The organism is Gibbsiella dentisursi (genome assembly GCF_039539505.1).
GTDB lineage: Bacteria > Pseudomonadota > Gammaproteobacteria > Enterobacterales > Enterobacteriaceae > Gibbsiella > Gibbsiella quercinecans.
Genome location: NZ_BAABDG010000003.1, coordinates 500,023 through 517,576, shown reverse-complemented (window position 1 = coordinate 517,576; position 17,554 = coordinate 500,023). Strand labels below are relative to the sequence as shown.

The window sequence follows — 17,554 nt, the reverse complement described above, 5'->3', positions numbered from 1 at the left end:
GCGGGGTTTTCTTTTTTCAGCGCCACCAGCAGGCGGTATTACACCGGCAAATCGATCAACAGCGCGCGCAAGGCGGTTTGAGCATGCAGGGTCAGGCGCGGTTCCTCGTGGATAAATGCGCCGTCGCCGCAGGTCAGGCGGTGGGTGCCATCGCGCTCGCCGGTGGCCTGGATCGTGCCGTGGATCGACTGCAGATAGGCCCGTGGCCCATGCAGCGGCAGCGTGAGCTGTTCGTCCGCCTGCAGCATCAGGTGGTGGATCCACACCTGCTGGCGCAGTTGCAGGCTGCCCTGTTCGCTATCCGGCGAGGCCAGCAGCGTGTGCCGCCGCTCCCCTAATGACAAACGCTGGATGCGTTCATTACTGCGTTCCGGGCAGGCATCAAGCCACAGCTGCAGCCGCGTCAGCGGCGTTTCGCTACCCACATTCTGTTCGCTATAGCTAAGCCCCGGCTGGGTGCTCAACAGCAGGGCTTCACCGGATTTGGCCCGCGTGGCCTCGCCGTTGCTGTCGCGATATTCCGCTTCGCCCTGCAGGATCAGGTTGAGGATATCCACGTTGGGATAGGTGCGCGGCTGGAAGGCGGCGCCCGGCGCCAACACTTCCTGGTTCAGCACCCGTAGCGAGGCGTAGCCCATCAGTTTGGGATCAAAATAATGACCAAAGGAAAAGGTATAGCGAGCCTGCAGCCAGCCGAAGTCAGCTTGCCCGCATTGTTGTGCTGTTCTGCATGTAATCATGGCGATCGGCTCTCTAAAAGGATGAAGTTAATGGTAAGCATCTGGACGGCGGATTGTTAGCCAGTTAATCTGGTTGGCATATTCAAATTTCCTGACAGAGAGATGCGATGGCCAGAGATCGGGCATTAACGCTGGAAGCACTAAGGGTAATGGACGCCATCGATCGGCGTGGCAGTTTTGCAGCGGCGGCTGACGAATTGGGGCGTGTGCCCTCGGCGCTCAGCTACACCATGCAAAAATTGGAAGAAGAACTGGACGTGGTGTTGTTCGATCGATCCGGGCATCGCACCAAATTCACTAACGTTGGCCGCATGTTGCTGGAGCGCGGGCGCGTGCTGCTGGAGGCGGCGGATAAGCTGACGACCGATGCCGAGGCGCTGGCGCGTGGCTGGGAACCCCACCTGACCATCGTTTGTGAGGCACTGTCGCCGGCCAGCAAGCTGTTTCCGTTAATCGATAAGCTGGCGCAGAAGGCCAATACTCAAGTGTCGATTCTGACCGAGGTGCTGGCCGGCGCCTGGGAACGGCTGGAGCAAGGGCGGGCCGATATCGTGATTGCGCCTGATATGCATTTTCGCTCCTCGTCCGAGGTTAACACCCGCAAGCTGTACAAGGTGATGAACGTGTATGTCGCGGCGCCGGATCACCCGATCCATCAAGAGGCGGAGCCGTTGTCGGAAACCACACGTGTGAAGTATCGCGGTATTGCGGTGGCGGACACCGCGCGCGAACGGCCGGTGCTGACGGTGCAACTGTTGGATAAGCAGCAGCGCCTGACGGTCAGCAGCATTGAGGATAAACGCCTGGCGCTGTTGGCGGGGCTTGGCGTGGCGACCATGCCATATGCCATGGTGGAACAGGATATTGCGCAGGGGCGCCTGCGCGTAGTGAGCCCGGAATACAGCAGCGAAGCCGATATCATCATGGCCTGGCGGCGCGACAGCATGGGCGAAGCCAAGGCCTGGTTTCTGCGTGAAATCCCACGCCTGCTGGCCCGCCAGGAAGGGTAAGCGCCTGCGGGTTAGCGGAAGCGCTGGTCGCGGCCGTGCGGTTCATCCAGGTTTTGGGCCGGCCCAATCGAGATAATCCCGTGCGGGTTGATGGTGCTGTGGCTGCGGTAATAGTGATTGCGGATATGCGCCATATTGACGGTTTCCGCGATACCCGGCATCTGGTAAATATCGCGCAGGAAGCCATACAGGTTCGGGTAATCACTGATGCGGCGCCGATCGCATTTGAAATGGGTGACGTACACCGGATCAAAACGCACCAGCGTGGTCCACAGCCGCAGATCGGCTTCGGTCAACTGCGCCCCGGTCAGGTAGCGCTGGCGGTTGAGGATCTGCTCCAGCCGCGCCAGCGCCTCAAATACCCCGTTGACCGCTTCGTCATAGGCTTCCTGGCTGGTGGCGAAGCCCGCTTTATAGACCCCGTTGTTCAGCTTGCTGTATATCCAGCCGTTGAGTTCGTCGATCTCGCCGCGTAAGGCGCTGGGGTAGTAATCGCCGGCGCGTGCGCCCAGGGCGTCGAAGGCGCTGTTGAACATGCGGATAATGTCTGCGGACTCATTGCTGACGATGGTTTGCTGCTGTTTATCCCACAGCACGGGCACGGTGACGCGGCCGCTGTATTGGCTATCGGCATGCAGATAGATCTGGTAAAGAAAGTCCGCGTGGTACAACGGATCGCCGGTTGCCGCCGGGAAATCACTGGCGAATGTCCAGCCGTTTTCCAGCATCAGCGGGTGCACGACAGAAACCGGGATCAGGTGCTCCAACCCTTTCAGCTTACGCATCAGCAGTGTTCGGTGCGCCCACGGGCAGGCGAGGGAGACGTACAGATGATAACGATCTTTTTCTGCCTTAAAGCCCCCGGCGCCGTGCTCACCGGGTTGCCCGTCGGCGGTCACCCAGTTACGGAACTGCGCAGTGGAGCGTTTGAAGCGGCCCCCGGTTGATTTGGTGTCATACCATGTGTTTTGCCAAACGCCATCCACTAACTGTCCCATTGGTTCTCCTTGTTCACGTAGGTACTGCTACCACGCTTTGTCAGTCATCTGAGTTTAGCTTACCATTTTTTATTCAGCAGCCGATCGAGGCTGAATGCGCCGGGGCCGGCAACCGCCAGTACGATATAGCCGCCGGCAATGGTCAGGTTTTTCATGAACATCAACTGATTAGCACCTTCGGCAAAGTTGGTGTGGAACAACAGCGCGGTCAGCACGGTGAAGCCTGCGGTGAACAGCGCCGTCGTGCGGGTCAGGAAGCCGAACAGGATGGCAAAGCCGCCGCCAAACTCCAGCAGAATGGTCAGCGGCAGCAAGAATCCCGGCACGCCCATCGACTGCATGTATTGCTGGGTGCCCTCATAGGCATCGCCCATTTTGCCGTAGCCGGCAACGATAAACAGGATCGGCATCAGAATACGTGCGACCAGCAGGCCGGTATCTTCTAATTTTTTCATCATTCACTCCAAATGTGTTAGGGACTGTTGGTCCGGTGATATACCGGTATTTCCGCCCGATAATGGCCGCGGTTGGTTGATGCAGTGAATGTTAAACGGCAATGTGCTGAGTTGTTAGCAAGTAAAACTGTTGTATTTCTTCAAAAAAAATGTACATGTAGTCTGCTAATGATAAAGATGGCAATAATGGGGGAGTACGGGAAAGGAAGCGAGAACCGCCAGCGGCAAAGGGAAAAGGGCCGGCCTGGCCGGCACGTTATTTCGTTGAAAGGGTTTTGCGCAGCAGGCGGAGCGTGCCCCAGGCGCCAAACGCACGGCGTGACCACAGGATCAGCTTGCTGGGGTGGCGGATGCCATAGATAGCCACCACGCTGGCGCCGATGGCCATAACTTTGCGCATGCCAAACAAAGCCTGCCAACCGCGATCAATACGTTCGGTTTTTTCCAGTAGCACGGCGGTGTTCTGCGCCAGATCCACACGTTGTTGCTGGATCTGGCTTAGCAGCCTTTGCTTTCGCCATTCGCGGTACTGGCGGTTATTCATTCTGCTCTACCTTCAAGCTTGGCGCGATCGAGCTCCAGCTGTTTGCGCGTATTGCTCAACAGCGTGGTGCGGCGTGCCTTGACCAAGGTCCAGATCAGGCCAACCAAGGCCAGGAACAGCAGCACGGCGGTGGTGGAGCCTAACGCAATCAGGCGGTACTCCGGCTCAACGGCCCAAAAGATCAGGATCAGCAGGCTCATCAGGCCAAACGCGGTAAACAACAGGGTTAAACCCGCCATCAAAATCAACTGGATGAGATTCGCTTTTTCCTCTTCCAGCTCGACGGCAACCAGGCGTAACCGCGTTTCTACCATGCTGACCAGAATGGTAATGATACGCTGACCAGCGTCCAGGAGCCCTTTAGCGGGCCCCTGAGCACGTTGTTGTGGATACTCTGCCATTAGCGGCGCGCCAACAGCACACCCAACACCACCCCGACGGCAGCACCGATACCGATGCCCGTCCACGGGTTTTCACGCACGTATTCATCGGCCTGGCCGGCGATCTGTTTGGTTTGATAAGCGATTTTGTCGCTGGCATCGCCCAAACGCGCGCGCGTTTCTTTCAGCGCGCCTTCTGCTTTTGAACGCAGCTTATCAAGCTCAGCTTTCGGTTTATCGGTGGAGGAGTTCAACACTTCTTCCAGCGTATCGGCTAAGGATTTCAGTTCAGCGCGTAAGTTTTCTGCATTTGAATCATGTGCCATGTTCGATAACTCCTTTAACTGAGACAGACTTTCAACATAGCGGATTTTATTCGGTGGGGCAAAGGCGTGAGGTGGTTGATCTCTCTAATCAGCCCTTTAATTTTCCCTGAAAATCCCGTGAAATGGGGTTCTCATCGATAAATCCGCTGGAGTAAAAAATTATTTCGCCTGTGCCTGTTGCAGCTCTTTTTGCGCTTCAGCCAGCTTTTCCTGTTTCTTGGCGATTTTGTCTTTATCGCCCTTTTGCTCAGCTTCTGCCAGCTCACGTTGGCGCTCGCTTACCTTATGCTGTTTGTCTTTGATGTCTTGCTGACGCTCTGCCTGCAGGCCGCTTTCGGTACAGTGAGCCTGCACTTCGCTCAACGCCGTTTTCAGGCCGGCGACGCGATGGGTATTGCCGTGCTGGTTCGCGTAATCGATTTGGGTCTGAATGTCCTGCGCTTTCTTGGCACAGCCGCCTTCCAGTGCGGCAAAGGACAGAGAAGAGCAGGCAAGTAAAGGGAGCGCTAGCAACAGGGAATGACGCAACTGCATGATTTTATTTCCTTATTAAAAGGGTGTGAAGATTCACACCGGGTTCCTACTGCCGTTAGGCAGGGTAGTAAAACTTAGCTCATCGGCCAGGCTAAATTCAGCATAGCCATAAATAGCGCAGACGCCAAAATTTTCATTCTGAATGAGGCGCAGCTTGCAAAATATTGTTGCCGCTTAGCCCAAATTCAGCGGTGCCCGAGCAAACTCGCGCACCCACAGCGGCGGTACCGGCGATTTGCTTAGGGCAATGGTGTAGCCTGGGGGCAGGACGGCCTGTAGCGTTTCACGGGCTAACCCCTGTTGTTCCGGGGAGTCCAGGCGCACCACCAGCCCATCCCCCTCAGGGGTAATGCTCTTAATGCGAATGCCGCGTTCGTCCAGGCGCTGATAGACAAAAAAGCCGTCCGGCAACGAAAGCCCCTGATGGTTGGCGCGAATGTGCAGTTCGCTTTCGGTACGCATCATGCGCGGCAACAGGAAACCGGCCAGCAGCACCAGGGCTAACGAGATAATCAGCACGTGTTTCCAGCGTGGGCGTCGGCTTATCACACGCCTTTCCCCTGGCTGGTCGCCCGTTTCTTGCGCCACAGCACGAACAGCGAGCCGACCAGGCCGGCGACCAGCAACACCAACGGCAGCAGCATCAGGCCAAACATCAATTGATCTTCATACTTGCGGAACATCGGGGTTTTACCCAGCGCAAAACCGCATGAGGTCAGGATCAGGACCCACAGCAGGCCGCTCATCCAGTTGAAGAACTGAAAGCGCAGGTTGTCCAGCCCGGAAAGCCCTGCGATGGTCGGCAGCAGAGTGCGCACAAACGCCAGGAAGCGGCCGATCAATAGGGCGGAGAGCCCATGGCGATGGAACAACTGGTGCGCCCGCTGGTGGTAGTGGGCTGGCAGGTGAGAGAGCCAACCCTGCACCGTTCGCGTATTCCCCAGCCATTTCCCCTGTATATAACTGACCCAGCACCCGGTGCTGGCGGCCACGGTTAAAATGAAAATGGTCAACGGGAAGTTCATGGTGCCCTTGGCAACCAGCACGCCAACCAGGATCAGCAGGCTATCGCCGGGCAGGAAGGCTGCGGGCAACAAGCCGTTTTCCAGAAACAGGATCATGAACAAAATGGCGTAGAGGGTCCACACCAGTGAGGGGTTTGCCAGCGTTTCAAAGTCTTGCTGCCATAAGGCATCCAACAATTGTTTGATGATGTCCATCGGGTGTTCCTAAAACGTCATTATTGGGTCTTTCCCCAGCGAGAACGCGAATGGTCGCAGGCCAAGCGGGTTTTCCAAATTGCTGAGAATGAAGCGTCGGTGTTGCTTTCTAATGGTTCTGTTAGTGCGACACCGTTATGAGTGATACGTCAGCATTCCCCGGTACAGTGTATTACTCTCTTTCCAACCGCCGAGCCTGTTGTGCTGATTGCCGATATGCAGCGTCCAGTCGGCCAGGGCTAACCGGTTTGGCGCCGGGGCGATCTGGCGCGGCGCGGCGCCGCACAGGCCCAACTCTGCCGTCAGGCAATAGGCCGGCGTTTTGAACCCGGAAGCGGACAGAGAACTGGGGTAGGAGTGAACCCGTGGTAATAACAGCGGCAGTTTGCCAGGCGCCTTACGACGCAAATCCGTTTGCGGCGGCCGGTAGGCCGGATCGAACGGGGAAAGCCCTGCTTCGTTAGCCGCCAGTAACATGCCCAATGCGGCAGGCGCCTGTTTGGTTTGTGTGGTGCATAGCGTTTTGCCGGAAGCCGAACCGGCCCAGCAAAAAACAGCTATTAGCATGGCAAACAACAAACGCATCTATCCGTGTTCCGCCCTAAAGCTAAAAAGGGTAAAAAAAGTGGCCTAACTGTATCAAAATTGCTTGTTTTGCAACAGGGAAATATCAGCGGCCGCCGCAGGAATATTACACGGCAACCGGCGATCCTGGCAGGGATTAAGCCGTTTTTACATTACCTGACATTGGCCGTGGTTTCTTGACCGCTTTTTTTTGCACTGGCTGATTTTTATGCGCTGGATCACATTGTAAAGCCTTGTGAGCAGGAGTAGCATAAAACGTCCATTCTGTTTCATTTTATTTCCATCTTCCGTTCCAGGGTCGTTTCGTTCATGGCGTTTTATTGGTTTGCGCAGTCTATTGGCGTGCTGGCCTTTCTGGTGGGCATCACCAGTTTCTTCAATCGTGATGATCGGCGCTTTAAGCTCCAGCTTTCCGCCTATAGTCTGATTATCGGCATCCATTATTTCCTGATGGGCGCCAGCGCCGCCGGCAGCAGCGCCGTGCTTAGCGCCTGCCGCAACCTGGTTGCCATCCGCACCTGCAGCCTGTGGGTGATGTGGATTTTCCTGGCGTTAACGCTGGTGATGGGGCTGTCGCGTTTTCACCATTGGATCGAACTGTTGCCGATTTTTGGTACTACGATCAGCACCTGGGCGCTTTTTCGTACCCGTGGGCTGACGACGCGTTGCGTGATGTGGTGTTCAACGGCCTGCTGGGTGACCCATAATATCTGGCTGGGCTCCATCGGCGGTTCATTGATTGAAGGCAGTTTCCTGGTGATGAACGCATTTAATATTTTGCGTTTTCGCCGCCTGTTGCGCCGCGGTATCGATCCGTTCGCGATAGAAAAACAGGCGCCGAAGCGGCGCCTGGTGTCTGAAAACTAAGCGTTTATTTTTTCAGGCGGGCATTACGCTGGTTCACCCAGGCATTGAGCAGCAGCGTGATCGCCAGGATACCGCCGACCACGCCCAGTGAAATGGCGATGGGGATATGGAAGAAATCCATAATCAGCATCTTGACGCCGATAAACACCAGGATCACCGACAGGCCGTATTTCAGCATCGAGAAACGTTCCGCAACGCTGGCCAGCAGGAAGTACATGGCGCGCAGCCCCATGATGGCGAACAGGTTGGAGGTCAGGACGATGAACGGATCGGTGGTGATGGCAAAAATCGCCGGGATACTGTCGACGGCGAAGATAACGTCGCTCAATTCCACCAGGATCAAGACCAAAACCAGCGGGGTGGCGAACAGTATGCCGTTGCGGCGCACGAAGAAACGCTCGCCTTCCAGGTTGTCGGTCATGCGCAAGTGCCCACGCAGCCACTTCACTAACGGCTTATCGCCGATAGCCGCATCGTCTTCCTTCGCCAGCGCCATTTTGATACCGGTGAACAGCAGGAATGCGCCGAACAGGTACAGCAGCCAGTCGAACTGGGTAACCAGCCAACTGCCGGCGAAGATCATGATGGTACGCAGCACAATCGCGCCCAACACGCCGAAGATCAGCACGCGGCGTTGCAGGTTGGCCGGCACGGCGAAGTAGCTGAACAGCATCAGCCAGACAAAAACGTTATCCACCGCCAGGGCTTTTTCAATCAAATAGCCGGTGAGGAAGGCGAGCGCCTGGGTATCGGCCACCGCCCGCCCGGCGGTTTCATTCAGGTAATACCAGAAGCCGAGGTTAAACAGCAGCGCCAGGCTAACCCACACCAGCGACCAACAGGCGGCCTGTTTCAGCGTCATGGTCTGCGCGCCGCGGCGGCCCTGCAACAGTAAATCAATGGCGAGCATCACAACGATAATGGCGGCAAAGCTGCCCCACAACCACGGCGTGCCTACGGTATTCATCATCAGTGTATCCTTAAAAAAACAAAAACGGCCGGCGTCGGAAGACGCGAGCCGCTATGTGACGCTGCAAGCAAACCTCGCCTTCCGGCAAGGTCTCACTTACAACATTGATGAAGGTAGATACCTTGAACACCAGGTTGCCCGGTAACCGGGTGCCTAAGCACCGTAATGACGATTAACCGGCAATGAAGTTACTCCCCTTTGCTTAACAGAAAGTAATGCAAAATATGTCAGCGGTCAACTTTTGCTAACATTTAAGCTGCGCGCCCAACCCGGCGACAAACCCCTGCAGCAACTGCTGGCTGAAGGGGGTATCGCCGGCCTGGCGCAGCTGGTGCTGATATGCCGCCTGGCGTTGCGGATGGCTTTCCGCCAGCAGGTTGAGGTAGCTCTGCATGGTGGCGCCGTCGAACTCGGGGTGGAATTGGGTGGTTAATGCATAAGGCCCGTAACGCAGGATCTGGTAGGGATCCTGCGCCGAGTGCGCCAGCACCTCTGCGCTGCCTGGCGGCTCCAACACGCTTTGCGAATGAATCAGGTTGGCTTTAAAGCGCGTCGGCAGGCCCGCCAGGCGCGGATCGTGGGCGGCGGCGGGCAGCAATGTGACGTCCAGCGTGCCGACCTCCATTCCTTGCGGGTGATAGTCCACTTTGCCACCCAGCGCATGGGCCAGCAACTGGTGGCCGTAGCACACGCCGAAAATCGGCAGGGAAATGCGCATCGCCTGGCGCAGCCATTCGGCCGCCTGTTCACTCCACGGTAAGCGTTCAGAGACCATGGCCTCCGAGCCGGTGATGATCACGCCGCAGTATGCTTCGGGCGGCAGCGGTTGCTCGCCGGCGGGCAGAAAAACCGTTTGCAGGCGCTCGGCGGCGATATTGCCTTGTTGTACAAACATCTGCGTGAAGTTGGCGCGTTCACGCTGAATGGCTTCCGGCGCATCGCCGGTTTGCATCAGTAACAGTGGCTTCATGCTATTTCCTTGTCGGCCGGGAATGCGACGCCGGTCTGGCGGCGGATCTCCGTCAGCAGCGTGGCAACTATCCGTGAATGTGCAAGCCAGGCGTGCTCTACCTGGCATTGTTCCACCAGGCTGGCGAAGACTTCTGCTTCGTACAGCATGGTATTGATATGCTGCGGCTGGGTCAGATCCTGTTTATTCCCGCCGCGCGGCGCCAGCACCACCCCTTGGCACTCGGCGATTTTATCAATAATCAGGTTGCCTGCTTCACCCTGGATTTCGCTTGGGATCGCCGAATCGCTGACTTTGGAATGGCTGATGATCACATCGAAATCGCCGTAGTTGAGGCAGGCGGTGCCATGTGCGTCTACCCCGCTGCCGAGCAATGTCGCATTGGCGATCACCGACAGCGGGGCGCCAAACAGCGCGACGGCGCTGGCGACGCAGTAATAACCGATGTCCATGATTGAGCCATTGGAAAACTGCGGGTTGAAGGTGTTGGGGTTTTCACCGGCCAGGTAGCGCGGGTAACGCGAGGAATACTGGCAGTAGTTGATAAAGGCTTTGCGCAATTGCCCCACCTTCGGCAATGCCTGTTGCAGTGCCAAAAAATTGGGCAAGTGGGCGCTTTTGAACGCCTCGAACAGCACCACCTGGTTTTCCCGCGCGCAGGCCTGGAGTTGTTCCACCTCGTTCAGATTGGAGGCCAGTGGTTTCTCGCAGATGACGTGTTTTTTGTGGCGCAGAAACAACAGGGACTGGCTGCAGTGCAGGGCGTTGGGGCTGGCGATATACACGGCGTCGATCGTGTCGGACTGCGCCAGCGCCGCCAGCGAATCGAAACAAGCGGCGCCGGGGTAATTGGTGCCGAACGCTTGCGCCTGTTCCAGCCGGCGTGAATAGATGGCCGTCAGTTTCATTTTGCCGCACTCGTGGGCGGCGTCGATAAAGCGTTCTGTGATCCAATTGGTGCCGACAACGGCAAAGCGAATCATAGATAACTCCGGTTCCCAAGCCATGAAGATAGCAGATTATCATGCGATGGCCGCCAGGCGAACCGTGATGAGAACGTGGTTGTTATATATAGAGTTCGCCGAACAGCGACAGGTGCGTCAGATACAGGCGAGTGTCGAATTCCAACTGGTGATAACTGGGCTCCATGTGGCAGCACAGGCTGTAAAACGCCTTGTTGTGCTCTTTCTCTTTCAAGTGCGCCAGCTCATGCACCACGATCATCCGCAGAAAGTCTTCCGGCGCGTTTTTGAACACCGTCGCCACGCGGATTTCCGCTTTGGCTTTCAGTTTGCCCCCCTGCACGCGCGAAATGGCGGTATGCAGCCCCAGCGCATGTTTCATCACCTGGATCTTGCCGTCATAGGCGACTTTGCTCAACGGCTGGGCGTTGCGCAGATACTGGTTTTTCAGCTCGACGGTGAACTGGTAGAGCGATTTATCGGTCGTGCAGGCGTGGACGTCCGGGTAACGCTGCAGCAGCACTTCCCCCAGCCGTTGCTGGTAAATCAATTGGCGCACCTGGCTTTGCAGGTGTTCCGGGTAGCCTTGCAGGTAAGCGAGTTCGGGCATGCGTATCGGCTCTTGGCGGGCAATCAGGCGGATTATTGTAGGCGGTTTTCTCACGCAAGTCCCGCCCTGGGCGGCAGATTGCATGCCGGCGTGGGCCAACGGGCGTAAAGATGCGCGTGAATTGACGAAAAACATTTACTGCCGGGCGTTTTTAGGGGATAAACAGCCCAAATTTTATTAGTCAGGAGGGGCAATGAGCCAACTCGATCTGGGAACACGGCAACTTGAGCTGGAGCGTTATCCCCAACAGGAAGAAGCAACCCAGTTGCAGGCATGGGAAGCGGCGGATGAATACCTGCTGCAACAGGTTGATAGCCACGGCGCCGGCGATCGGCCCGTGCTGATTTTTAACGATGCTTTCGGCACGCTGGCCTGTGCGTTGCACGAGCGCCAGCCATACAGTATCAGCGATTCCTACATGAGCCAACTGGCCACGCAGCACAACCTGCAGCTTAACGGCCTGGATCCGCAGCGGGTTACGTTGCTTAGCAGCCTGGCGGCGCTGCCGGCCGCCCCGGCGCTGGTGATCATCAAGATCCCCAAAGCCCTGGCGCTGCTGGAGCAGCAACTGCGGGCGTTGCGCAATGTGGTGGCGGCCGATACCGTGATCGTCGCCGGCGCCAAAGCGCGCGATGTCCATACCTCTACCCTGCAGCTGTTTGAGCGCGTGCTCGGGCCAACGCGCACCAGCCTGGCGTGGAAAAAGGCGCGGCTGATTCACTGCGACGTGGCGGATATCGTGCCGCCGGCCGCAGCGCAAACCACCGACTGGCTGCTGGACGGCACCGATATGCTGATCCACAACCATGCCAACGTGTTTTCGCGCGGCGGGCTGGATATTGGCGCTCGCCTGTTTATGGAACACCTACCAAGCGATCTGGACGGCGAGATTATCGATCTGGGCTGCGGCAACGGCATTATCGGCCTGACGGCGCTGGTGCAAAACCCACAGGCGCAGGTGACCTTTGTTGATGAATCCTATATGGCAGTGGCGTCGAGCGAGTTGAACGTGGCCCACAACCTGCCGCAGGATTTGGCGCGTTGCCAGTTCAATGTGAACAATGGCCTGGCCGGGGTTGACGGCGGCAGCGCACAGGCGGTGTTGTGCAACCCGCCGTTCCATCAGCAACATGCCATTACCGATCACACCGCCTGGCAAATGTTCCTGGATGCCAAGCGCTGCCTGAAGGTGGGCGGTGAACTGCGCATCGTCGGTAACCGCCATCTGGACTACTACCAGAAGCTTAAACGCCTGTTCGGCAACTGCACCACGGTGGCCTCCAACCAGAAATTCCTGGTGCTGAAATCGGTGAAAACCGGCGCGCGGCGTTACTAAGCTATAGGGCCAACGCCAGCCGGGTGCCCTGTTCGATGGCGCGGCGCGCATCAAGCTCGGCGGCAACGTCTGCGCCGCCGATCAGATGCACTGTTTTCCCCATCGCCAGCAAGGGCTGCTGCAACTCGCGGCGTGGCTCTTGCCCGGCGCAGATCACCACGCTATCCACCGGCAGGCAGCTTGCCTGGCCGGCGTGGATAATGTGCAGGCCGCGATCGTCAATCTGCTGATAGCTGACGCCGCTCAGCATGGTTACGCCGTGCTTTGCCAGGCTGGCGCGGTGGATCCAGCCGGTGGTTTTGCCCAGCCCTTCGCCCACCTTGCTGGCTTTGCGTTGCAATAGCCAAATCTCACGCGCCGGCGGCATGTTTAGCGGCCCGTCGGCCGCCAGCCCGCCGCGGTGGCGATACTGCTCGTCAATGCCCCATTCACGGTTAAACGCCGCGCGGGACTGGCCGCCGGCCGTATCCTGTTGGCTCAGGTATTCCGCGGTATCAAAGCCAATGCCGCCGGCGCCGATAATCGCCACGCGCCGGCCGGCCGGCTGTTTGTCGCGCAGCACGTCCAGGTAGCTCAGCACTTTGGGGTGGTGGATGCCGGGGATTGCCGGGGTGCGCGGCACGATGCCGCACGCCAGGATCACTTCGTCAAACGCCGCCAGATCTTGTGCCTGCACCTGCCGGCCCAATTGCAGCGTAACGCCCAACAGCGCCAACTGGCGGCGGAAATAGCGCAGCGTTTCATTAAATTCTTCCTTGCCGGGGATTTGCCTGGCGATGGTGAACTGGCCGCCGATCTCGCCGGCGGCGTCAAACAGCGTAATCCGGTGCCCGCGCCGCGCGGCGGCGGTGGCGAATGCCAGCCCGGCCGGCCCGGCGCCCACCACGGCCAGCCGCTTTGGCGCGGCCGCAGGGTGAAGCGGCAGTTCGGTTTCCCGGCCGGCACGCGGGTTGACCAGGCAAGAGGCCGGCTGGCCGGCGAACACCTGATCCAGGCAGGCCTGGTTGCAGCCGATGCAGGTGTTGATCTCATCGGCCCGGCCTTCGGCGGCCTTGCGGACGAATTCGGCATCGGCCAGGAATGGCCGCGCCATTGAGACCATATCGGCGCAGCCTTGCGCCAGCACATGCTCCGCCACCGCCGGCAGGTTGATACGGTTGGTGGCGATCAGCGGAATGCGAACTTTGCCCATCAGCCGCTGTGTAACCCAGCTAAAGCCCGCGCGCGGCACACGCGTGGCGATGGTGGGAATACGCGCTTCATGCCAGCCGATGCCGGTGTTGATCAGCGTCGCGCCTGCCTGTTCCACCCTCTGCGCCAGCAGTTCGATTTCGTGCCAATTGGCGCCGTTCTCCACCAGATCGAGCATCGATAGCCGATAGATCAGGATAAATTCCCGGCCGACGGTCTGGCGCACGGCGCGGACGATCTCAATGGCAAAACGCATGCGCTTTTCGATGTTGCCGCCCCAGGCATCATCACGCTGATTGGTGCGCGCCACCAGGAACTGATTGATCAGATACCCCTCCGACCCCATCACTTCCACCCCGTCGTAGCCCGCCAATTGGGCCAGGGCGGCGCAGTTGGCGAAGTCTGCGATGGTCTGCCTGATTTCGCTTTCGCTCATGGCGCTCGGCATCAACGGGCTGATTGGCGCCTGCAATGCGGAGGGGGCGACGGGGTGCGGTTGGGCGCTGTAGCGGCCGGCGTGCAGGATTTGCAGCGCGATTTTGCCCCCGGCCTGGTGCACCGCGTCGGTGATAACCCGGTGGTGCGCCACCTGCTCTGGCTGGCACAGGGTGGCGGCGCCGCGGTAGACCACGCCCTGCTCATTGGGGGCGATGCCGCCGGTGACGATCAGCGCGACGCCGGCCGCCGCGCGTTCGGCATAAAATGCCGCCATGCGCTGCGGCCCGTCAGGCAACGTTTCCAGGCCGATATGCATCGATCCCATCAACACCCGGTTTTTCAGGGTGGTAAAGCCAAGATCCAGCGGTGCCAGCAGGTGGGGGTATGCGCTCATGGTTGCCTCCAGCGGGTGAAAAGAGTGCGCTTATTGTTGTTATATACGGCCATAGCTAAGTGGTCGGATGAGATAAATCTAGCCGTTGTGGGCGGGGTTAGGCGCGGCGCTTGCGCTGAATGTGATGGGGGTCATGAATCTGTGGCGCCGTTGATGAGCGATCTAGGCGCGGATACATTCCAGCAGGATGGCGAATGCTGCCGCCATTTGCTGCTCCGGCACGCAGGCGAAGCCCATCAGCAGGCCGCGGCGGCGGTTCGGCAGCATGTAATAACGCGAGAGCGGGCGCACCAGCACGCCGCGCGCGCCGGCGGCGCTGGCGATGGCGACGTCGTCGGCGTCGTCCGGCAGGTTGAGCACCAGGTGCAGCCCGGCGTTGCTGTTGAACGCATTCAACGCGTGCGGGCCCAAGTGCTGTTCGATCAGGCCGGTGAGGAATGCGCGCCGCCTGGCGTACAGCAGGCGCATACGGCGGATGTGCGCCGTGTAATGGCCCTCGTCGATAAACTGCGCCAGCGCTGCCTGAATCAGCAGGTGCCCGCCGCGGTACAGCTCGGCGTGGGCGGTTTTCAGTTCGTGCATCAGCGGTTTGGGCAACACCACGTAGCCCAGCCGCAGCGCGGGATAGATCGTTTTGCTGAAGGTGCCGATGTAAATCACCGGCGCATCCGCCTCTAACCCTTGCAGCGCCGGGATGGGCTGGCCGGAGAAGCGGAATTCGCTGTCGTAATCGTCCTCGACGATCCAACTGCCGCTGTTGCGCGCCAGCGCCAGCAGCCGTTGGCGGCGTGCCAGGTTCATCACCGAGCCGAGCGGGTATTGGTGCGATGGGGTAACGAATATCAGCCGCGGCGCCGTAGTCGGCTGCTCGGGGGGCACCATGCCGGCTTCATCCACCGGCAGCGGGCAAAGATTGACCGCGTTCATGCGCAGGATATTGCGGATCCCCCAGTAGCCCGGTTCTTCTATCCAGGCGCCGTCGCCGGGGTTGCACAGCATGCGCGTGACCAAATCGATCGCCTGATGGATGCCTTCGGTGATCAGGATCTGTTCGGGCTGGCAACGCACCGAGCGTGCGACCCGCAGGTAATCCACCAGCGCCTGCTGCAGTTCCGGGCTGCCGCCCTGATTGCTGTAGGTGAGGCGTTGCGGCGTGGGGCGGCGGCTGGCGCGGGCCTGGATCTTGCTGAACAATTGATGCGGGAACACGTTGACGTCGGGCACGCCGGGGATAAAGGCGCCCCACTGTTTGGGGCTGGCGCTGGCGTGTTCCAGCAGGTTGGCGCCGCGCGTGGAAAATTCGACCGGGCGTTCGGCGCCGTCTTCGCCCACCGGCATGCTGATGGCGGACAGGTAGCTGTCCGGCACGGTTTCGGCCACGAAGGTCCCGCTGCCCTGGCGTGAAAACACGTAACCTTCGGCCAGCAGTTGTTCATAGACGGTTAACACCGTGTTGCGGGACAGGCGCAGCTGCTGCGCCAGATCGCGCGTGGGCGGCAGGCGGCTGGACGGCGGCAGGCTGCCATCCAAAATGGAGGTGCGGATCGCATTATATAACTGCTTGTGCAGCTTATCATCGGGCTGTTCGCCCAGACGCTGCAACAACAGGTCACCACACAGAGAGCGCAATTGGATCCCTAAATTATTCGTAACTGGCACTCGATTATAGGGCCACATCCCGTGTACATAAAGGGTATTGGGCCTCGCATGTGGGCAAATCGTACAGATGGCAGTAAGCGGAGAGAACACCATGAAAAATGCAGAGTTGGATCAACGTCGTCAGGATGCTACCCCGCGCGGGGTGGGGGTTATGTGCGGTTTTTACGCCGAGCGTGCGGAAAACGCCACCCTGTGGGATGTGGAAGGGCGAGAGGTGATTGACTTTGCCGCCGGGATTGCGGTGCTCAATACCGGCCACCGCCACCCTAAAGTTATCGCTGCCGTTGAAAAACAACTGCGGGCATTTACCCATACCGCTTACCAGATCGTCCCTTACGAAAGCTATGTGGCGCTGGCCGAGCGTATCAACCAAGTGGCGCCGATTGCAGGGCCGTGTAAAACCACCTTTTTCACCACCGGTGCGGAAGCCGTTGAAAACGCCGTGAAAATCGCCCGTTCTTATACCGGCCGCCCCGGCATCATCACCTTTGGCGGCGGTTTCCACGGCCGTACCTACATGACCATGGCGTTGACCGGTAAAGTGGCGCCGTACAAGCTGGGCTTCGGTCCGTTCCCTGGCTCCGTTTTCCACGCCCAGTACCCGAACGCGCTGTATGGCGTCAGCACTGAAGATGCGATGCACAGCCTGGAGCGTATCTTTAAAGCGGATATCGATCCTAAACAGGTGGCAGCCATTGTGCTGGAACCGGTTCAGGGCGAGGGCGGCTTTAACGTTGCCCCGGCCGAATTTATGCAGGCGCTGCGCGAACTGTGCGACACGCATGGCATCCTGCTGGTAACGGATGAAGTGCAGAGCGGCTTTGCCCGTACCGGTAAGCTGTTTGCCATGGATTATTACAGCGTCAAACCGGATCTGATCACCATGGCGAAAAGCTTGGCGGGCGGTATTCCGCTCTCTGCGGTTGCCGGCCGCGCCGAAGTGATGGATGCGCCGGGGCCTGGCGGGCTGGGCGGCACCTATGCCGGTAACCCATTAGCGGTGGCCGCTGCGCACGCCGTGTTGGATGTGATTGAAGAAGAACAACTGTGCCAGCGGGCGCAGCGCCTGGGGCAACACCTGGTGGAATTTCTGCAGCAGGCGCGCAACACCTGCCCGGCGATTGCCGATATTCGCGCTTTAGGTTCGATGGTAGCGGTTGAATTTAACGATCCGCAAACCGGCAAGCCTTCCGCCGCCTATACTCACAAGGTGCAACAAAAAGCGTTGGAAGAGGGCTTGCTGCTGTTGACCTGTGGTGTGAACGGCAACGTGATCCGCTTCCTGTACCCGCTGACTATTCCTGACGACCAGTTCAACAAGGCTCTGGGCATCCTGGGCCGAGCGCTGACCAACTGAGGAGCGAT

General features: G+C 58.8%; 20 protein-coding genes. 4 read left to right on the top strand and 16 right to left on the bottom strand.

The features are described 5' to 3' along the window. Positions 1 to 38: 38 nt before the first annotated feature. Positions 39 to 740, bottom strand: coding sequence for a pirin family protein (locus ABFX35_RS12980; protein WP_279025833.1), 702 nt, complete (start codon positions 738 to 740; stop codon positions 39 to 41). 107 nt (positions 741 to 847) lie between these two features. Between ABFX35_RS12980 and ABFX35_RS12975 the strand changes: the two genes are divergently transcribed. Beyond that, a complete protein-coding gene (locus tag ABFX35_RS12975) occupies positions 848 to 1,750 on the top strand; it encodes a LysR family transcriptional regulator (RefSeq protein ID WP_095847124.1) in 903 nt (300 codons plus the stop codon). 11 nt (positions 1,751 to 1,761) lie between these two features. On the opposite strand, the gene ABFX35_RS12970 is transcribed toward ABFX35_RS12975, so the two are convergent. The 9 genes from ABFX35_RS12970 to ABFX35_RS12930 form a co-directional block, all read right to left on the bottom strand. Beyond that, positions 1,762 to 2,748 carry a glutathione S-transferase family protein gene (locus ABFX35_RS12970; protein ID WP_121555136.1) on the bottom strand — a complete coding sequence of 329 codons (987 nt, stop codon included), beginning with the start codon at positions 2,746 to 2,748 and terminating at the stop codon, positions 1,762 to 1,764. 59 nt (positions 2,749 to 2,807) lie between these two features. Further along, positions 2,808 to 3,203, bottom strand: coding sequence for a DoxX family protein (locus tag ABFX35_RS12965; protein ID WP_279025837.1), 396 nt, complete (start codon positions 3,201 to 3,203; stop codon positions 2,808 to 2,810). Between the two features lie 256 nt (positions 3,204 to 3,459). Beyond that, positions 3,460 to 3,747 carry a YqjK-like family protein gene (locus ABFX35_RS12960; protein ID WP_095847127.1) on the bottom strand — a complete coding sequence of 96 codons (288 nt, stop codon included), beginning with the start codon at positions 3,745 to 3,747 and terminating at the stop codon, positions 3,460 to 3,462. Next, positions 3,744 to 4,148: a phage holin family protein gene (locus ABFX35_RS12955; protein WP_279025829.1), complete on the bottom strand. Its 405-nt coding sequence runs from the start codon at positions 4,146 to 4,148 to the stop codon at positions 3,744 to 3,746. Before ABFX35_RS12955 ends, ABFX35_RS12960 begins: the two co-directional genes overlap by 4 nt. Next, entirely contained in the window at positions 4,148 to 4,453 is a 306-nt protein-coding gene (locus ABFX35_RS12950) for an ElaB/YgaM/YqjD family protein (RefSeq protein WP_095847129.1), read from the bottom strand. The genes ABFX35_RS12955 and ABFX35_RS12950 overlap by 1 nt, the downstream gene beginning before the upstream one ends. Before the next feature lie 159 nt (positions 4,454 to 4,612). Then, positions 4,613 to 4,987 carry a DUF1090 domain-containing protein gene (locus ABFX35_RS12945; RefSeq protein WP_279025826.1) on the bottom strand — a complete coding sequence of 125 codons (375 nt, stop codon included), beginning with the start codon at positions 4,985 to 4,987 and terminating at the stop codon, positions 4,613 to 4,615. A 174-nt stretch (positions 4,988 to 5,161) separates the two neighbouring features. Next, positions 5,162 to 5,533: an EnvZ/OmpR regulon moderator MzrA gene (mzrA, locus tag ABFX35_RS12940; protein WP_095849043.1), complete on the bottom strand. Its 372-nt coding sequence runs from the start codon at positions 5,531 to 5,533 to the stop codon at positions 5,162 to 5,164. After that, on the bottom strand, positions 5,533 to 6,207 hold the full coding sequence (locus tag ABFX35_RS12935) for a DedA family protein (RefSeq protein WP_279025824.1): 675 nt from the start codon (positions 6,205 to 6,207) through the stop codon (positions 5,533 to 5,535). Before ABFX35_RS12935 ends, mzrA begins: the two co-directional genes overlap by 1 nt. A 135-nt stretch (positions 6,208 to 6,342) precedes the next feature. Next, a complete protein-coding gene (locus ABFX35_RS12930; RefSeq protein WP_279025822.1) occupies positions 6,343 to 6,792 on the bottom strand; it encodes a hypothetical protein in 450 nt (149 codons plus the stop codon). A gap of 309 nt (positions 6,793 to 7,101) precedes the next feature. Here ABFX35_RS12930 and ABFX35_RS12925 point away from each other — a divergent pair, with 309 nt between their 5' ends. Further along, complete coding sequence (locus tag ABFX35_RS12925) at positions 7,102 to 7,659, top strand: YgjV family protein (protein ID WP_279025820.1); 558 nt, start codon at positions 7,102 to 7,104, stop codon at positions 7,657 to 7,659. Between the two features lie 4 nt (positions 7,660 to 7,663). Here the strand turns inward: ABFX35_RS12925 and ABFX35_RS12920 are convergent, their stop codons facing one another. From ABFX35_RS12920 to ABFX35_RS12905, 4 genes are all read right to left on the bottom strand, one after another. Beyond that, positions 7,664 to 8,629, bottom strand: a complete 966-nt coding sequence (locus ABFX35_RS12920; RefSeq protein WP_279025818.1) for a TerC family protein — start codon at positions 8,627 to 8,629, stop codon at positions 7,664 to 7,666. Positions 8,630 to 8,873: 244 nt separating this feature from the next. Beyond that, positions 8,874 to 9,599, bottom strand: coding sequence for a glutamine amidotransferase (locus tag ABFX35_RS12915; RefSeq protein ID WP_121555130.1), 726 nt, complete (start codon positions 9,597 to 9,599; stop codon positions 8,874 to 8,876). Next, complete coding sequence (locus ABFX35_RS12910; protein ID WP_346081489.1) at positions 9,596 to 10,582, bottom strand: Gfo/Idh/MocA family protein; 987 nt, start codon at positions 10,580 to 10,582, stop codon at positions 9,596 to 9,598. The genes ABFX35_RS12915 and ABFX35_RS12910 overlap by 4 nt, the downstream gene beginning before the upstream one ends. Positions 10,583 to 10,664: 82 nt before the next feature. Beyond that, on the bottom strand, positions 10,665 to 11,171 hold the full coding sequence (locus tag ABFX35_RS12905; RefSeq protein WP_095849044.1) for a M48 metallopeptidase family protein: 507 nt from the start codon (positions 11,169 to 11,171) through the stop codon (positions 10,665 to 10,667). Positions 11,172 to 11,364: 193 nt separating this feature from the next. On the opposite strand from ABFX35_RS12905, the gene rlmG reads away from it, so the two are divergent. Further along, a complete protein-coding gene (gene rlmG, locus ABFX35_RS12900) occupies positions 11,365 to 12,507 on the top strand; it encodes a 23S rRNA (guanine(1835)-N(2))-methyltransferase RlmG (RefSeq protein ID WP_346081487.1) in 1,143 nt (380 codons plus the stop codon). Position 12,508: 1 nt separating this feature from the next. On the opposite strand, the gene ABFX35_RS12895 is transcribed toward rlmG, so the two are convergent. Then, on the bottom strand, positions 12,509 to 14,530 hold the full coding sequence (locus ABFX35_RS12895) for an oxidoreductase (protein WP_346081485.1): 2,022 nt from the start codon (positions 14,528 to 14,530) through the stop codon (positions 12,509 to 12,511). Positions 14,531 to 14,692: 162 nt separating this feature from the next. Beyond that, positions 14,693 to 16,159, bottom strand: a complete 1,467-nt coding sequence (gene pdxR / locus ABFX35_RS12890) for a MocR-like pyridoxine biosynthesis transcription factor PdxR (RefSeq protein WP_346081483.1) — start codon at positions 16,157 to 16,159, stop codon at positions 14,693 to 14,695. A 121-nt stretch (positions 16,160 to 16,280) separates the two neighbouring features. Between pdxR and ABFX35_RS12885 the strand changes: the two genes are divergently transcribed. Beyond that, positions 16,281 to 17,546, top strand: coding sequence for a 4-aminobutyrate--2-oxoglutarate transaminase (locus tag ABFX35_RS12885; protein ID WP_279025806.1), 1,266 nt, complete (start codon positions 16,281 to 16,283; stop codon positions 17,544 to 17,546). Positions 17,547 to 17,554: the final 8 nt, after the last annotated feature.

Excerpts from the sequence above, each read along its gene's own strand:
- ABFX35_RS12885 (WP_279025806.1), top strand. The coding sequence starts at position 16,281 with ATGAAAAATGCAGAGTTGGATCAACGTCGTCAGGATGCTACCCCGCGC.
- ABFX35_RS12945 (WP_279025826.1), bottom strand. The coding sequence starts at position 4,987 with ATGCAGTTGCGTCATTCCCTGTTGCTAGCGCTCCCTTTACTTGCCTGC.
- ABFX35_RS12895 (WP_346081485.1), bottom strand. The coding sequence starts at position 14,530 with ATGAGCGCATACCCCCACCTGCTGGCACCGCTGGATCTTGGCTTTACC.
- ABFX35_RS12955 (WP_279025829.1), bottom strand. The coding sequence starts at position 4,148 with ATGGCAGAGTATCCACAACAACGTGCTCAGGGGCCCGCTAAAGGGCTC.
- ABFX35_RS12950 (WP_095847129.1), bottom strand. The coding sequence starts at position 4,453 with ATGGCACATGATTCAAATGCAGAAAACTTACGCGCTGAACTGAAATCC.
- ABFX35_RS12965 (WP_279025837.1), bottom strand. The coding sequence starts at position 3,203 with ATGAAAAAATTAGAAGATACCGGCCTGCTGGTCGCACGTATTCTGATG.
- ABFX35_RS12935 (WP_279025824.1), bottom strand. The coding sequence starts at position 6,207 with ATGGACATCATCAAACAATTGTTGGATGCCTTATGGCAGCAAGACTTT.
- ABFX35_RS12975 (WP_095847124.1), top strand. The coding sequence starts at position 848 with ATGGCCAGAGATCGGGCATTAACGCTGGAAGCACTAAGGGTAATGGAC.
- ABFX35_RS12925 (WP_279025820.1), top strand. The coding sequence starts at position 7,102 with ATGGCGTTTTATTGGTTTGCGCAGTCTATTGGCGTGCTGGCCTTTCTG.
- ABFX35_RS12905 (WP_095849044.1), bottom strand. The coding sequence starts at position 11,171 with ATGCCCGAACTCGCTTACCTGCAAGGCTACCCGGAACACCTGCAAAGC.
- rlmG (WP_346081487.1), top strand. The coding sequence starts at position 11,365 with ATGAGCCAACTCGATCTGGGAACACGGCAACTTGAGCTGGAGCGTTAT.
- ABFX35_RS12920 (WP_279025818.1), bottom strand. The coding sequence starts at position 8,629 with ATGATGAATACCGTAGGCACGCCGTGGTTGTGGGGCAGCTTTGCCGCC.
- ABFX35_RS12915 (WP_121555130.1), bottom strand. The coding sequence starts at position 9,599 with ATGAAGCCACTGTTACTGATGCAAACCGGCGATGCGCCGGAAGCCATT.
- ABFX35_RS12910 (WP_346081489.1), bottom strand. The coding sequence starts at position 10,582 with ATGATTCGCTTTGCCGTTGTCGGCACCAATTGGATCACAGAACGCTTT.
- ABFX35_RS12980 (WP_279025833.1), bottom strand. The coding sequence starts at position 740 with ATGATTACATGCAGAACAGCACAACAATGCGGGCAAGCTGACTTCGGC.
- ABFX35_RS12930 (WP_279025822.1), bottom strand. The coding sequence starts at position 6,792 with ATGCGTTTGTTGTTTGCCATGCTAATAGCTGTTTTTTGCTGGGCCGGT.
- ABFX35_RS12960 (WP_095847127.1), bottom strand. The coding sequence starts at position 3,747 with ATGAATAACCGCCAGTACCGCGAATGGCGAAAGCAAAGGCTGCTAAGC.
- ABFX35_RS12970 (WP_121555136.1), bottom strand. The coding sequence starts at position 2,748 with ATGGGACAGTTAGTGGATGGCGTTTGGCAAAACACATGGTATGACACC.